This window comes from Desulfallas sp. Bu1-1, assembly GCF_015594625.1.
Taxonomy (GTDB): Bacteria; Bacillota; Desulfotomaculia; order Desulfotomaculales; family Desulfallaceae; genus JADNRQ01.
Genome location: NZ_JADNRQ010000036.1, coordinates 1 through 15,207, shown reverse-complemented (window position 1 = coordinate 15,207; position 15,207 = coordinate 1). Strand labels below are relative to the sequence as shown.

Below are 15,207 nucleotides of genomic sequence, written 5' to 3'. Positions count from 1 at the left end.
TGCCCGGCGACAACATCAAGATTGAAATCGAGCTGATCACCCCCATTGCCATAGAGGAAGGTTTGCGTTTCGCCATTCGTGAGGGCGGCCGTACCGTGGGCGCCGGGGTTGTTACCAGCATTATCGAATAAGACTGTCAAGTTTAGAAAGTTAAAGTTAATGTAGGATAAGGAATTGGCGTATGTCAATTCCTTATCCTTATCTTGACACTGTTTTTGAATTGTGATAAAGTTGGAAGGGTAATTTTAAAACACCAGTGGCAGTCTTTTTTTTTAGTTTAGGGAGGTGAACCAGGTGCGAGTGGGAGTAACACTGGCCTGCACCGAATGCAAGCGTAGAAATTATACCACCACTAAAAATAAAAAGAACGACCCCAACCGGATTGAAATGAAAAAATACTGCAAATATTGTCATACACACACCGTGCACAAGGAAACAAGATAAAATGCTGTTGCCGTATTTTATTTAAGGATGTGGCATTATGGCAGAAGCGAAGAAACAGGAAAAGGCGAATAAGAAGGACAAAGGTTCGGGGAAGGAACTGGTCAAAAAAGATAACCGCAAAGAGGTAGCCAAAAAAACTGCGACCCCTAAACCCAGCCGAATCGAACAAGCCAAATCGTATTTTCGAGGGGTGCTGAATGAGCTTAAAAAAGTTCACTGGCCCACTCGCAGGGAAACCATCATTTATACTTCGGTAGTCGGGGTTTCGGTAACATTTGTCGCCATTTTGATCTGGATCTTTGATGTCATTCTCGGTACGGTTATGGGCGCGATAATAAAATGATCGAGGGGGTGAGGGACCTGTGTTCACGCCGGGTCCCTTGTGTTTATGAATAAGCGCTGGTATGTTATCCATACCTATTCCGGTTACGAAAACAAGGTTAAAGCGAACCTGGAAAAGCGCATAGAATCCATGAACATGGAAGATAAAATATTCCGCATTTTGGTTCCCATGGAAGACGAGATTGAGATTAAAGACGGCAAGAAGAAGGTTACCAAGCGGAAAGTATTCCCCGGCTATGTCCTGGTGGAAATGATCATGACCGACGATTCATGGTACGTGGTGCGCAATACTCCCGGAGTCACCGGGTTTGTCGGCAGCGGTTCCAAACCCATCCCGCTTAACGATGACGAGGCCCGGCAGATTATCAGGCAAATGGGTATTGAAGAGCCGCGCACCAGGGTTGATTTTAATGCCGGCGAACAAGTCCGGGTGGTGTCCGGGCCTTTTGAGAATTTTAGCGGAGTTATTGAGGAAATACTGTTAGATAAAGGTAAGCTCAGGGTGTTGATTTCCATGTTTGGCCGGGAGACCCCGGTGGAACTTGAATATAATCAGGTTGAGAAAATCAGCTGAGCAGCGCAAGGAGGTGTGACGTTATGGCCAAGCGAGTGGCGGCGGTTGTTAAACTGCAGGTGCCGGCAGGAAAAGCCACGCCCGCACCGCCGGTAGGTCCCGCCCTGGGTCAACACGGGGTAAATATTATGCAATTTGTCAAGGAATATAATGAACGCACCGCCAAACAGGCAGGTTTGATTATCCCGGTTGAAATCACCGTATATGAGGACAGGAGTTTTACTTTTGTCACCAAAACTCCGCCGGCGGCTGTTTTGTTGAAAAAGGCGGCCGGCCTGGAAACTGCTTCCGGCGAGCCCAACAGGAAGAAAGTCGGCAAGGTGACCAGCGCCCAGGTGAGGGAGATCGCCGAATTGAAGATGCAGGACTTGAATGCCGCCAGTGTGGAAGCGGCTATGCGCATGATTGAGGGCACCGCCCGCAGCATGGGCATAGAGGTAGTCGGCTAAACAATGCGTGGGAGGATTAATCCGTTAACACCACAAGGAGGTTGAGTAATTATGCCGAAACATGGAAAAAGATACCAGGATGCGGCCAAACAGGTTGACCGCACCAGGCTTTACGAGCCGGTCGAAGCCATGGAGCTGTTGAAAAACCTGGCCTCTGCCAAGTTCGATGAGACGGTGGAAGCCGCGATCAAGCTGGGTGTAGACCCGAGACACGCCGACCAGCAGGTCCGCGGTGCCATGGTACTGCCGCATGGAACTGGCAAAACGCGCACCGTGCTGGTGTTTGCCAAGGGCGACAAGGCCAAGGAGGCCGAGCAGGCCGGAGCGGATTTTGTCGGCGCGGAAGATATGGTGGAAAAAATTCAAAAGGAAGGCTGGCTGGGGTTTGAAGTGGCCATTGCCACCCCGGATATGATGGGTGCGGTGGGGCGGTTGGGCCGTATTCTCGGCCCGCGCGGTTTAATGCCCAACCCCAAAACGGGCACGGTTACCTTTGACGTGGCCCGGGCCGTTCAGGAAGTCAAGGCCGGTAAGATTGAATACCGGGTGGATAAGGCGGGCAATATTCACGCCCCGATCGGGAAAGCTTCCTTTGACGCGCAAAAACTGGCCGACAATTTAAAGGCCCTGGTGGAACAGTTGATCAGGGTCAAACCGGCAGCAGCCAAGGGCCAGTACATCAAGGGGGTTACGGTAACCACCACCATGGGGCCCGGAATCAAGGTTAACCCCCAAAGGATAACCGCATAACCATACAACCGCATAATTGAACCTAGCCGTAGACAGCAGGCGCCCGCAGGGGCTTAATGGCCAAGTGCCGCCAGCCGAGGCCGGGAGGGTTGAACCTTAAGCGTTTCGCTTACGGGCCTCTGGCATGCTGTCTGCGCCGGAGGCTTTTTTAGTTGTCAATTACAAGCATGCAAAAAGTTCCCTGGTGATCCGGCGGATTTCTGGAATGAGTGGAGCACTGGATGTGCGGACCCTGGCCCGTCATATCCCCGAAAGCCATGACCCCCGGATTACCCCATCACAACGACTCTGGTGAACGTTGGGAAGGAGGTGTACATATTGCCGATCAGCAAGCAGGAAAAAGAACAGATGCTGGAAATGCTCAAAGAAAAAATGGGGTCATCCAAGCTGATTGTTTTAACCCATTACCGGGGTTTGAACGTAGACGCCATGACCAAGTTGCGCCGGAAAATGCGGGAATCGGGCAGCGAGCTGAAGGTGGCCAAAAACACCATCACCAAGATTGCCGCCCGCGAACTGGGGCTGGAAGGGATTGATCACTACCTCGAGGGACCAACCGCGCTGGCTTTCGGTTTTGATGACCCGGTCGCCCCGGCCAAGGTGTTGAATGATTTCGCCAAAGAATACAAGCAGCTGGAAATCAGGGCCGGTATCCTGGAGGGCCGGCTTGTGGACACGGCCCAAATTAAAGCCCTGGCCAACCTGCCGTCCAGAGAGGTACTGTTGGCCCAGGTGCTGGGCGGCATGCAGGCTCCCCTGTATGGCTTTGCCGGCGCGCTGCAGGGCCTGATCAGGAACCTGGTTTATGTGCTTGACGCCATCCGGGAGAAAAAAGCCGGCGAAGCCGCAGGCTAGGTTGGGCGCCGGGCTAATCCGGCAGACCCTTTCTGATCTCATGTTAATTCAATAAATTAATACTTATTATTTAAGGAGGTTTATTTAATGTCCAAGGTACAAGAAATTCTGGAAGCCGTTAAGGGCTTGACCGTGCTGGAACTGGCCGAGCTGGTCAAAGCTTTTGAAGATGAGTTCGGCGTGAGCGCCGCCGCTCCCGTTGCGGCAGTGGCCGCCGTTCCCGCCGCGGGTGCCGCCGCAGCCCCGGCCGCGGAAGAAGAGCAAACCGAGTTTGACGTAATTCTCACCGCTGTCGGCGACAAGAAAGTCAACGTCATTAAGGTGGTACGCGAGGCAACCGGTTTGGGTCTGAAGGAATCCAAGGAACTGGTGGACAGCGCCCCCAAGCCGGTCAAAGAAAAGGTCAGCAAGGAAGAGGCCGAAGCTCTCAAAGCCAAGCTGGTGGAAGCCGGGGCCACTGTCGAAATCAAGTAGCTTGCTATTTATTAAAATAAGCCACCCTGTTCGGGGTGGCTTTTTAGTCACCGGTGGACGGATAAATTAAATTTTGATTTCGCTGCAAAAACCGTATCTGGCGCTCCGGCGGTATCAATCGTTCGTTTCGCAATTTTCCCTTTGTGGCTAGAGTAGCTTTTAGTCAACGCTTGCAACTTACCGCCTAACTACTTCTTCACGCCCTAAGGGGTCATGGTTCTTGGGATATGACGGGCTAATGTAATAAAATGTAACGTTTTTCTTGACAGGGGAAAAATCGTATGGTATAATCCAAGAATGTCGCGTAACAACCTTTATAATCTGTCTACTTTACATTATTATACCATAATTTCATACCTGAAATTAAAAATTTTTTACACGCTAAGAAAGAATGTATCCACCGTTAAAATCTTGGAAATAATATCTTGGATAGGGTTTTTTTATTTTAAAAGGCGAGGGATTGTAGAAAGGACAAGACCTTGCTTTTCGCTGTTTGTCCTTTTTATGGATACCTTTTTTATTATAGCGGGGGTGTGGTGCTGTAGATGTTTCCTGAGCAACTGGGTACCAGAACCAGGTGGAATTTCGGCAGACTGCAAGAGGTTCTGGAACTGCCCAACCTCATTGAGGTCCAGCGCAACTCTTATGAATGGTTTTTTCAGACGGGCTTGAGGGAAGTTTTTCATGACATTTCCCCCGTCCAGGATTTTACCGGCAACCTGGTGCTGGAATTTCTGGATTACAGTCTGGGGAAACCAAAGTATACCGTTGAACAGTGTAAAGAGCGCGATGTCACCTACGCCGCCCCGCTGCGGGTCAAGGTGCGCCTGATCAACAAGGAAACCGGCGAAGTCAAGGAGCAGGAAGTCTTCATGGGCGATTTCCCGCTGATGACCGAAAAGGGCACCTTTATTATCAACGGGGCTGAGCGGGTTATCGTCAGCCAGCTGGTGCGCTCGCCAGGTGTATACTTTTCCGAGACGCAAGATCCCAGTGGCAAAAAATTATACGGCGCGACGATTATTCCCAACCGTGGCGCCTGGCTGGAATTTGAGACCGATGTTAACGACCAGGTGTTCGTGCGCATTGACAGAACCAGGAAAATACCGGTAACCGTGTTAATCAGGGCGCTTGGTTACGGTTCCAACGCCATGATTCTTGACTTATTTGATGAGAACAAGCATATCCAGGAGACACTGGCCCGGGACAACACCGATTCCGAAGACGACGCCCTGGTGGAAATTTACAAGCGTCTCCGCCCCGGCGAACCACCTACGGTGGAAAGCGCCCGTTCTCTGTTGGAAACGCTCTTTTTCGATCCCAAACGCTATGATCTGGCCAATGTAGGCCGCTATAAACTGCAAAAGAAACTTAAACATGGAATATTATACCGCTATCCCGAAACCGATAATACCGCGACGGAATATGACCCTTATCTCAAGACTGAGGTTCCAGTGGTCAGGGAGTTTATCCGGGAACTGACCCCCCAGGATATCATTGAAACCGTGCGTTACTTGTTGCGCCTGATGGAGGGCGAAGGACAGGTGGACGACATCGATCACCTGGGCAACCGGCGCTTGCGGTCGGTGGGGGAACTGCTGCAAAACCAGTTCCGCATCGGCCTCTCCCGCATGGAACGGGTGGTGCGCGAGCGTATGACCATTCAGGATGTGGACGTGGTCACGCCGCAGGTGTTGATTAACATTCGCCCGGTGGTTGCCGCCATCAAGGAATTTTTTGGTTCCAGCCAGCTAAGCCAGTTCATGGATCAAACCAACCCGCTGGCGGAATTGACGCACAAGCGGCGCCTTTCGGCGCTGGGACCCGGGGGCCTCAGCCGTGAGCGGGCCGGTTTCGAGGTGCGGGACGTACACCACTCGCACTACGGTCGCATGTGTCCCATTGAGACCCCGGAAGGTCCCAACATCGGATTGATCGGTTCCCTGTCCTGCTATGCCCGGATCAATGAATTCGGCTTTATTGAAACGCCATACCGCAAGGTGGACAAGGAAAATAAGCGGGTTACCGATGAAATTGTATATCTTACCGCCGATGAAGAGGAAGACAAGATTATCGCCCAGGCCAACGCCCCGCTGGATGAAAACTCTTATTTCGCCACCCCGCGGGTAAACGCCCGGCGCGGCAGCGAGATTCTGGTATCGCCGGCGGAACTGGTGGATTATATGGACGTTTCGCCCAAGCAGGTGTTCAGTGTGGCCACCGCCATGATCCCCTTCTTGGAGCACGATGACGCCAACCGGGCGCTGATGGGCGCCAACATGCAGCGCCAGGCGGTGCCGCTTTTAAAAACACAGGCCCCCCTGGTGGGAACAGGCATTGAGTACAAAGCGGCCCGTGATTCGGGAGTGGTCATTCTGGCCAAAAATGACGGCGTGGTGGAAAGGGTTACGGCCAATGAAATTATCATCCGCGCCGACAGCGGCGAAATAGAAAAGTACAAGTTGTTGAAATTTGCCAGGTCCAACCAGGGCACCTGTATCAACCAGCGGCCTTTGGTGAATAAGGGCGACCGGGTTAAAGCCGGGGAGGTCATTGCCGACGGGCCATCAACCGACCACGGCGAACTGGCCCTGGGGCGGAACGTGCTGGTGGCCTTCATGCCCTGGGAGGGCTACAACTACGAGGACGCCATCCTGGTTAGCGAAAAGATGGTCAAGGAGGATTATTTCACCTCCATTCACATCGAGGAATACGAGTGCGACGCCCGGGATACCAAGCTCGGCCCCGAGGAAATCACCCGTGATATTCCCAACGTGGGTGAAGAAATATTAAAGGACCTGGACGAGCGGGGTATCATCCGGACCGGTGCCGAAGTTCGCCCGGGGGATATCCTGGTGGGCAAGGTGACGCCCAAGGGCGAGACCGAGTTGACCGCCGAAGAACGGCTGCTCAGAGCCATTTTCGGAGAAAAGGCCCGTGAAGTGCGGGACACTTCCCTGCGGGTGCCGCACGGCGAGGCCGGCAAGGTGGTCGATGTCAAGGTTTTTTCCCGGGACAACGGTGATGAGCTGCCTCCCGGGGTCAACCAGCTGGTACGGGTGTATATCGCTCAGAAACGTAAAATCTCCGAGGGTGACAAGATGGCCGGGCGCCACGGCAACAAGGGCGTGATCGCCCGCATTTTGCCCGAAGAGGATATGCCCTTTTTGCCGGATGGCACGCCCATTGAAATTGTTCTCAATCCCCTGGGGGTGCCCTCCAGGATGAATATCGGCCAGGTGCTGGAAACTCACCTGGGCTGGGCGGCCCGCGCGCTGGGTATTCATGTTTCCACCCCCGTGTTCAACGGGGCGCGGGAAGAGGATATAGTTGAACAACTGGAAAGGGCCGGTTTGCCCAGCGACGGGAAAATCACCCTGTACGACGGGCGGACGGGCGAACCGTTTGATAACCCCATTACGGTGGGTTACGTGTATATGCTCAAGCTGGCCCACCTGGTGGACGACAAAATCCACGCCCGCTCCACCGGACCATATTCACTGGTTACCCAGCAGCCGCTGGGCGGCAAGGCCCAGTTCGGCGGGCAGCGGTTCGGTGAAATGGAGGTCTGGGCGCTGGAAGCGTACGGCGCAGCCTATACGCTGCAGGAAATACTTACCGTCAAGTCGGACGACGTGGTTGGCCGGGTAAAAACCTACGAAGCCATTGTCAAAGGTGAAAACGTACCGGAACCGGGCGTTCCGGAGTCCTTCAAAGTATTGATCAAGGAACTGCAAAGCCTGGGGCTTGACGTCAAGGTATTGTCCGAGGACGACCAGGAAATTGAAATCAAGGAGACCGAGGAGGACATTGCCGAAACCGCCAAGGACCTGGGTATCGAACTGCACGAGGACCGGGGACAGCGAAAACGGGGCGCTGGTGAAGAAGACGCCTCCGGAGACGATGAGGAAGACGAGGCCGATACCGGTGACCTGGATGAGGAGGCTTACCTGGACACGGACGAAGAAGAAAGTGACCTGGAAGATATTGATGAAATGGAAGACATAAGCGACATGGATGACATGGTGGATATCGATACGGACATGGCCGATTTGGACATCGATGAAGATGATTACGGAAACGAGGATTTCGAAGACGAGTAGAAAACCCGGAAGGGAGAGAGGTCCTTGCTGGACTTGAACAACTTCGATCGGATTCGTATAGGCCTTGCTTCCCCGGATCAAATCCGGGCATGGTCAAGCGGTGAAGTGAAAAAACCGGAAACCATCAATTACCGCACTCTGAAGCCTGAACGGGACGGGCTCTTTTGCGAGCGCATTTTCGGCCCCACCCGGGACTGGGAATGTCATTGCGGCAAATACAAGCGCGTTCGTTACAAAGGTGTGGTATGTGATCGCTGCGGGGTCGAGGTGACACGCTCCAAGGTGCGCCGCGAAAGGCTTGGTCATATTGAACTGGCCGCTCCGGTTTCCCATATCTGGTACTTCAAAGGCATTCCCAGCCGGATGGGCTTGCTCCTGGACATGTCGCCCCGGGCGCTGGAGAAGGTACTGTATTTCGTCTCCTATATCGTTATCGACCCGGGTGACACGCCCCTGATCAAGAAGCAATTGCTTACCGAAACCGAGTACCGGGAACATCGGGAAAGATACGGCAATGACTTTAAAGCCCTGATGGGCGCGGAGGCAATTAAGAAACTGCTGGAAGAAATCGACCTGGATGAAATGAGCCGGGAATTGCGCCAGGAACTGCGGGATGTGACCGGCCAGCGCAAAATTCGCGCCATTCGCCGCCTCGAGGTGGTTGAGGCTTTTCGTAAAAGCGGCAACCGCCCGGAATGGATGATCCTGGACGTGGTGCCGGTGATTCCGCCCGAGTTGCGCCCCATGGTGCAACTGGACGGCGGTCGTTTCGCCACGTCCGATTTGAACGATCTCTACCGCCGGGTGATCAACCGCAACAACCGCTTAAAAAGGCTTTTGGACCTGGGCGCACCGGACATCATTGTCCGCAACGAGAAACGCATGCTCCAGGAGGCCGTGGACGCATTGATCGACAACGGCCGCCGGGGTCGCCCCGTTACCGGGCCCGGCAACCGGCCGTTGAAATCCCTCAGTGACATGCTGAAGGGCAAGCAAGGCCGCTTTCGCCAAAACCTTCTGGGCAAGCGGGTGGACTATTCCGGCCGTTCCGTGATCGTTGTGGGGCCCAAGCTGCAACTGCACCAGTGCGGCTTGCCCAAGGAAATGGCCCTGGAGTTGTTCAAACCCTTTGTAATGAAGAAACTGGTCAGCGAAGGCTATGCCCACAACATCAAGAGCGCCAAGCGCATGGTGGAACGGGTGCGGCCCGAGGTCTGGGACGTGTTGGAGGAAGTTATCAAGGACCACCCGGTGCTGCTTAATCGTGCTCCCACCCTGCACCGCCTGGGCATCCAAGCCTTCGAGCCCGTGCTGGTGGAGGGACGGGCCATTCAGATTCACCCGATGGTCTGTACCGCCTACAACGCCGACTTCGACGGCGACCAGATGGCGGTGCACCTGCCGCTGTCCGCGGAGGCCCAGGCCGAGGCAAGGTTGCTCATGTTGTCGTCTTACAATATTTTAAATCCCAAGGACGGCCGGCCGGTGGCCATACCCACCCAGGACATGGTGCTCGGTAGCTACTACCTGACCATGGAAAAACCCAACGCCCCCGGTGAGGGCAAGGTGTTCAGCAGCCCGGAGGAAGCCGGTATGGCTTATGAGAACGGCGCCGTGAGCCTGCACGCCCGGGTCAAGGTGCGGTGGCGGGGGGAACTTTTGGAAACCACCGTGGGCAGGGTTATCTTTAACCAGGCCTTGCCCGAGGAAATGGGCTTTTTCAACGGGGTGGCTGATAAAAAGGCCCTGAGCAAGCTGGTGGACGACTGCTACCGCCGGCTGGGTTTAACCGCCACTCAGAAGCTGCTGGACGGAATTAAAGAGCTGGGCTTCCGCTACGCCACCAGGGCGGGGGTCACCATCGGCAGCGCGGATATCATTATCCCCAGGGAAAAGAAAGAGATCCTGGCCGAGGCCGAAAAGCAGGTGGAGAAGGTCGAGGTTCAGTATCGCCGGGGATTGATTACCGAGGAAGAGCGTTATCGCAAGGTGATCGGCATCTGGAACGATGCCACCAGGCAGGTTACAGATGCGCTGATCAACACGCTGGATAAATTCAACCCGGTGTACATGATGGCCAACTCGGGCGCCCGGGGTAACATCCAGCAGATTCGCCAACTGGCCGGTATGCGGGGCCTGATGGCCGACCCCTCGGGCCGTATTATCGACCTGCCCATCAAAGCCAATTTCCGCGAGGGCTTGACGGTGTTGGAATACTTCATTTCCACCCACGGCGCGCGCAAAGGACTGGCCGACACCGCGCTGCGCACGGCCGACTCCGGTTACCTGACCAGGCGCCTGGTGGATGTGGCCCAGGATGTGATTGTGCGGGAGGTTGACTGCGGTACCGACGAAGGGATCTTCGTAGAGGAAATCACGGACGGCACCGAAGTAATTGAAAAACTGGAGGACCGCATTGTGGGCAGGGTGGCCAGGGAAGACATCGTCCACCCCGAAACCGGCGAGGTGATCGTACCGGAAGACAAGATCATCGAACACGAGGATGCAGAAAAAATCATCAAGGCCGGGATCAAAAAAGTGCATATCCGCTCCGTGCTCACTTGCAAGACCAGGTACGGCGTCTGCATCAAATGTTACGGGCGTAACCTGGCCACCGGGCACATGGTGGATATCGGCGAGGCGGTGGGCATCATCGCCGCCCAGTCCATCGGCGAACCCGGCACCCAGCTGACCATGCGCACCTTCCACACCGGCGGCGTTGCCGGGGACGATATCACCCAGGGCTTGCCCCGGGTGGAGGAATTGTTTGAGGCCCGCAAGCCCAAGGGTCAGGCTATTATCGCCGAAGCGGCGGGCGTGGTTGAAATCAGGGAGGTCAGGGGCCGCCGGGAAATCGAAATCACCTCGGATTCCGGTGAAAAATTCAGTTACCTGGTTCCTTACGGCGCCCGCTTGAAGGTGCGGGAAGGCGGCCGTGTCGAGGCCGGCGACGAACTGACCGAAGGCTCGGTCAACCCCCACGACCTGCTTAAAATCAAGGGCCCCAACGGAGTGCAGCTTTACCTGTTGCAGGAAGTGCAACGGGTATATCGCCTGCAGGGCGTGGATATCAACGACAAGCATATTGAAGTGATGATCCGGCAGATGTTGCGCAAGGTCCGGGTGGAAGACCCCGGGGATACCACGCTGTTGCCCGGCGGGTTGATTGACATTCTGGAATTGGAGGAGGAAAACCGGCGAGTCGAGGCGGAGGGCGGTGAACCCGCCGTGGCCAAGCCGGTGCTGCTGGGAATTACCAAGGCCTCCCTGGCCACGGATTCCTTCCTGTCGGCGGCGTCGTTCCAGGAGACCACCCGGGTGCTTACCGAGGCGGCCATTAAGGGTAAGGTGGACCCGCTGCTGGGACTCAAGGAAAACGTGATCATCGGCAAACTCGTACCCGCCGGCACCGGCATGAGCCGGTACCGGAACATTGAAGTGGACGTGGCCGATTACACCCTGGACGTAGATCGTGAAACAGCCGCAGCCAGGGAATAGGGCTCGGAAGAATAACAAATAACCGCAATGACAGGCGAGTTGGGTCTCCCGCACACAACTGGGCAGTTGAGTGCGGGATTGCAAGCGTTGGTTGTAAACCGCAAACCGTTTTCTGTTTCCGGCGGAAAACCGTGCCGGAAACAGAAATTTATTGACTTTGGTTGCCGGTGATGATATGATATTCGAGTGTGTGGATTTCGGAGGTTGATTGGTTATGCCCTATAAGCGGCTGCAGGCGGCCAGGGGGAAGACCGTAGGTACCAAGCAGACCTTCAAGGCGATCAAGAAAAACCTGGCCAAGGTGGTCTATGTGGCGGATAACGCCGAAAAGCACGTTATTGAACCCGTTATCAGGGCCTGCGAGGAAAAACAGATACCGCTCATCAGGGTGGATTCCATGAAGAATCTGGGCAAAGCCTGCGGAATCAAAGTGGAGTGCGCCACGGCGGCCATTACCGAAGAGTAATTTCAGCTTGATATTTGGTTTTAAATTTTATGCATGTTTCCACACAGACTTGACGTAAAGGAGGTGGAAATAAATATGCCGACAATCCACCAGCTGATCAGAAAGGGCAGGGAAGTGCAGGTCAAAAAATCCGCGGCCCCGGCACTGAAGGAATGCCCCCAGAAACGGGGTGTCTGCACAAGGGTATACACCACCACGCCCAAGAAGCCGAACTCGGCTCTGCGTAAAGTCGCCAGGGTCAGGCTGACCAACGGTATTGAGGTAACCTCCTACATTCCCGGCATCGGGCACAACTTGCAGGAACACTCGGTGGTGCTGGTACGCGGCGGCAGGGTGAAAGACCTTCCCGGTGTCAGGTATCACATCATCAGGGGGGCGCTGGACTGCGCCGGAGTGCAGAACAGGAACCGCGGCCGTTCCAAGTATGGCACCAAACGGCCCAAGAAATAAAATGAATACATTTTGATATACCTGTGTTTGGACAACAGTATTTATGCCTGTATACTGGAACCATTGCCAATTTCCGCGCAAAGGGGGGAAATTAATGCCGAGAAGAGGTGCTGCGCCTAAACGGGATGTTTTACCCGATCCCGTGTACAACAGCAAGGTGCTGGCCAAATTGATAAACCAGGTCATGCTGAATGGCAAAAAAGGCCTGGCGGAAAAAATCTGCTACGGTGCATTTGAGATCATTCGTGAGAAAACGGGTAAGGATCCCATGGAAGTTTTCGAACAGGCCATGAAAAATGTCATGCCCGTTCTTGAGGTCAAGGCCCGGCGTGTCGGCGGCGCCAACTACCAGGTGCCCGTTGAGGTGAGGCCCGAACGCAGGCAGGCGCTGGCCATCCGCTGGATTGTCAATTACGCCCGGCAGCGTACCGGTAAACCCATGCAGGAATGTCTGGCGGAAGAAATCATGGATGCGGCCAACAACACCGGCGCGTCCGTAAAGAAAAAAGAAGATACCCATAAGATGGCGGAGGCCAACAAAGCATTTGCCCACTACAGGTGGTAATAAAGGGGGGTCTTAATGGCGAGGCAATTTCCGCTGGAGAAAACTCGAAATATAGGTATCATGGCACATATCGACGCCGGCAAGACCACCACCACCGAGCGCATCTTGTTTTATACGGGTAAGGTGCACAAATTGGGCGAAGTGCATGACGGCGCGGCGACCATGGACTGGATGGTTCAGGAACAAGAGCGGGGGATAACCATTACCTCCGCGGCCACGTCGTGCCAGTGGCGAGATCATTGCATCAACATTATAGACACACCCGGGCACGTGGACTTTACTGTGGAGGTGGAGCGATCGTTACGGGTGCTGGACGGAGCGGTTGCCGTTTTTTGCGCGGTGGGCGGGGTGGAGCCCCAATCCGAAACGGTATGGCGGCAGGCCGACAAGTACAGGGTGCCCCGCATTGCCTATATTAATAAGATGGACCGCATCGGCGCCGATTTTTTCGGAGGCATGGAAATGATGCGGAAGAGGTTGGGCGCCAATCCGGTGGCGGTGCAACTGCCCATCGGAGTGGAAGAGAATTTCCAGGGCGTTATAGACCTCATTCGTAAGAAAGCCATTAAATATGTAGATGATTTGGGCACCAGGAGCGAAGAAACCGGCATTCCCGAAGACATGGCGGCACTGGTCGATGAATACCGGGATAAGCTCCTGGAGGCGGTGGCCGAGTTTGACGAAGACTTGATGATCAAGTACCTGGAAGGGGGAGAGATCACCCCCGAAGAGATCAAGGCGGCGTTGCGCAAGGCCACGCTGGCGGTAAAAATCATCCCCGTGCTTTGCGGTTCGTCCTTCAAGAACAAGGGCGTGCAACCGCTGCTGGACGCCATCGTGGATTACCTGCCCGCGCCTGTTGACGTGCCCGCCATACGCGGCATCAATCCCGAAAGCGGCGAGGATGATGTGCGGGTGGCCGACGATGATGCTCCCTTTTCGGCGCTGGCCTTTAAAATTATGACCGATCCCTATGTAGGGAAACTGACTTATTTCCGGGTTTACTCCGGGAAGATCAGCAGCGGCTCATATGTGTTCAACTCCACCAAAGGCAAGCGGGAGCGGATCGGCAGGATCCTTCGAATGCACGCCAATCACCGGGAAGAAGTCAAGGAAATCTATTCCGGCGACATCGTTGCAGCCGTAGGATTGCGGGATACCACCACCGGTGATACCCTGTGCGACGACAAGCACCCCATCCTGCTGGAATCGATGGAGTTTCCCGAACCCGTAATTTCGGTGGCCATTGAGCCCAAGACCAAGGCCGACCAGGATAAAATGGCAGTTGCCCTGCAAAAATTGGGGGAGGAAGACCCTACCTTCAAGGTGCACATTGATCCCGAAACGGGCCAGACCATTATCAGCGGCATGGGCGAACTGCACCTGGAAATCATTGTGGACCGCCTGTTGCGCGAATTTAACGTGGGAGCCAGCGTAGGCAAGCCGCAGGTGGCTTACAAGGAAACCATTCGCGGGAAAGCGAGGGCGGAAGGCAAGTTCGTCCGCCAGACCGGCGGCCGCGGCCAGTATGGCCACGTGGTTATCGAGGTGGAACCCGCCGAACCCGGTACGGGTTTTGAATTCGTTAATAAAATTGTCGGCGGCGTGATTCCCAAGGAATATATTCCCGCAGTGGAAAGCGGTATCCGCGAGGCCATGGATAACGGCGTTCTGGCCTCTTACCCGCTGGTGGACCTCAGGGCCACCCTGCTGGACGGATCATATCACGACGTGGATTCCTCCGAGATGGCCTTTAAAATTGCGGGCAGCATGGCCCTGCAAAACGCGGCCAAAAAGGCCGGGGCGGTGCTCCTGGAGCCCGTAATGAAGGTTGAGGTTGTGGTCATGGAGGAATATATGGGCGACGTGATCGGTGACATCAACGCCCGCCGGGGGCGCATTGAGGAGATGGAACCCCGGGGAATGAACCAGGTTATTCACGGTTTCGTTCCGCTGGCGGAGATGTTCGGTTACGCCACCGAGTTGAGGTCCAGGACCCAGGGACGGGGCACCTATACCATGCAGTTCAGCCATTACGAGGAAGTACCGCAAAACATTGCGGAGAGCATAATTTCCAAACGATATTACGGATAACCATAATTCGAGTAATCAAGGAGGAATTAAAACATGGCGAAAGCTAAATTTGAGCGGACCAAGCCGCACGTAAACATCGGCACCATCGGCCACGTGGACCACGGCAAGACCACCCTGACCGCAGCCATCACCACCGTGCTGGC

The 15,207-nt window shown here is 54.9% G+C and carries 14 protein-coding genes, 1 pseudogene and 1 other annotated feature; all 15 genes and pseudogenes read left to right on the top strand.

What is annotated here, in order from left to right:
• Nucleotides 1–131, top strand: a pseudogene (gene tuf, locus IT084_RS17165) (elongation factor Tu); the annotation flags it as partial.
• 163 nt (nucleotides 132–294) lie between these two features.
• Nucleotides 295–444 carry a 50S ribosomal protein L33 gene (gene rpmG, locus IT084_RS17160; RefSeq protein WP_195714106.1) on the top strand — a complete coding sequence of 50 codons (150 nt, stop codon included), beginning with the start codon at nucleotides 295–297 and terminating at the stop codon, nucleotides 442–444.
• Nucleotides 445–481: 37 nt separating this feature from the next.
• Nucleotides 482–787: a preprotein translocase subunit SecE gene (gene secE, locus IT084_RS17155; protein ID WP_195714105.1), complete on the top strand. Its 306-nt coding sequence runs from the start codon at nucleotides 482–484 to the stop codon at nucleotides 785–787.
• A gap of 45 nt (nucleotides 788–832) precedes the next feature.
• Nucleotides 833–1,360, top strand: coding sequence for a transcription termination/antitermination protein NusG (gene nusG / locus IT084_RS17150; protein ID WP_195714108.1), 528 nt, complete (start codon nucleotides 833–835; stop codon nucleotides 1,358–1,360).
• 23 nt (nucleotides 1,361–1,383) lie between these two features.
• Nucleotides 1,384–1,809 carry a 50S ribosomal protein L11 gene (gene rplK / locus IT084_RS17145; protein WP_195714104.1) on the top strand — a complete coding sequence of 142 codons (426 nt, stop codon included), beginning with the start codon at nucleotides 1,384–1,386 and terminating at the stop codon, nucleotides 1,807–1,809.
• Nucleotides 1,810–1,860: 51 nt separating this feature from the next.
• Nucleotides 1,861–2,559, top strand: a complete 699-nt coding sequence (gene rplA, locus IT084_RS17140) for a 50S ribosomal protein L1 (protein WP_195714103.1) — start codon at nucleotides 1,861–1,863, stop codon at nucleotides 2,557–2,559.
• Between the two features lie 8 nt (nucleotides 2,560–2,567).
• Nucleotides 2,568–2,719: a sequence feature (ribosomal protein L10 leader region), on the top strand.
• A 158-nt stretch (nucleotides 2,720–2,877) separates the two neighbouring features.
• Nucleotides 2,878–3,414, top strand: coding sequence for a 50S ribosomal protein L10 (gene rplJ / locus IT084_RS17135; protein ID WP_195714102.1), 537 nt, complete (start codon nucleotides 2,878–2,880; stop codon nucleotides 3,412–3,414).
• A gap of 87 nt (nucleotides 3,415–3,501) precedes the next feature.
• Nucleotides 3,502–3,888, top strand: a complete 387-nt coding sequence (gene rplL, locus IT084_RS17130; RefSeq protein ID WP_195714101.1) for a 50S ribosomal protein L7/L12 — start codon at nucleotides 3,502–3,504, stop codon at nucleotides 3,886–3,888.
• 545 nt (nucleotides 3,889–4,433) lie between these two features.
• The gene (rpoB, locus tag IT084_RS17125; protein ID WP_195714100.1) at nucleotides 4,434–7,991 is read left to right on the top strand and encodes a DNA-directed RNA polymerase subunit beta; all 3,558 of its coding nucleotides are present in this window, start codon (nucleotides 4,434–4,436) and stop codon (nucleotides 7,989–7,991) included.
• A gap of 24 nt (nucleotides 7,992–8,015) precedes the next feature.
• Entirely contained in the window at nucleotides 8,016–11,489 is a 3,474-nt protein-coding gene (rpoC, locus tag IT084_RS17120; RefSeq protein WP_279327902.1) for a DNA-directed RNA polymerase subunit beta', read from the top strand.
• Nucleotides 11,490–11,703: 214 nt separating this feature from the next.
• Nucleotides 11,704–11,955, top strand: coding sequence for a ribosomal L7Ae/L30e/S12e/Gadd45 family protein (locus IT084_RS17115; RefSeq protein ID WP_195714099.1), 252 nt, complete (start codon nucleotides 11,704–11,706; stop codon nucleotides 11,953–11,955).
• A 75-nt stretch (nucleotides 11,956–12,030) separates the two neighbouring features.
• The gene (gene rpsL / locus IT084_RS17110) at nucleotides 12,031–12,405 is read left to right on the top strand and encodes a 30S ribosomal protein S12 (protein WP_195714098.1); all 375 of its coding nucleotides are present in this window, start codon (nucleotides 12,031–12,033) and stop codon (nucleotides 12,403–12,405) included.
• A 94-nt stretch (nucleotides 12,406–12,499) separates the two neighbouring features.
• On the top strand, nucleotides 12,500–12,970 hold the full coding sequence (rpsG, locus tag IT084_RS17105) for a 30S ribosomal protein S7 (protein WP_195714097.1): 471 nt from the start codon (nucleotides 12,500–12,502) through the stop codon (nucleotides 12,968–12,970).
• Between the two features lie 15 nt (nucleotides 12,971–12,985).
• Entirely contained in the window at nucleotides 12,986–15,064 is a 2,079-nt protein-coding gene (fusA, locus tag IT084_RS17100; protein WP_195714096.1) for an elongation factor G, read from the top strand.
• 33 nt (nucleotides 15,065–15,097) lie between these two features.
• The coding region (locus IT084_RS17095) for a GTP-binding protein (protein ID WP_195714095.1) at nucleotides 15,098–15,207 on the top strand (110 nt) is incomplete at its 3' end.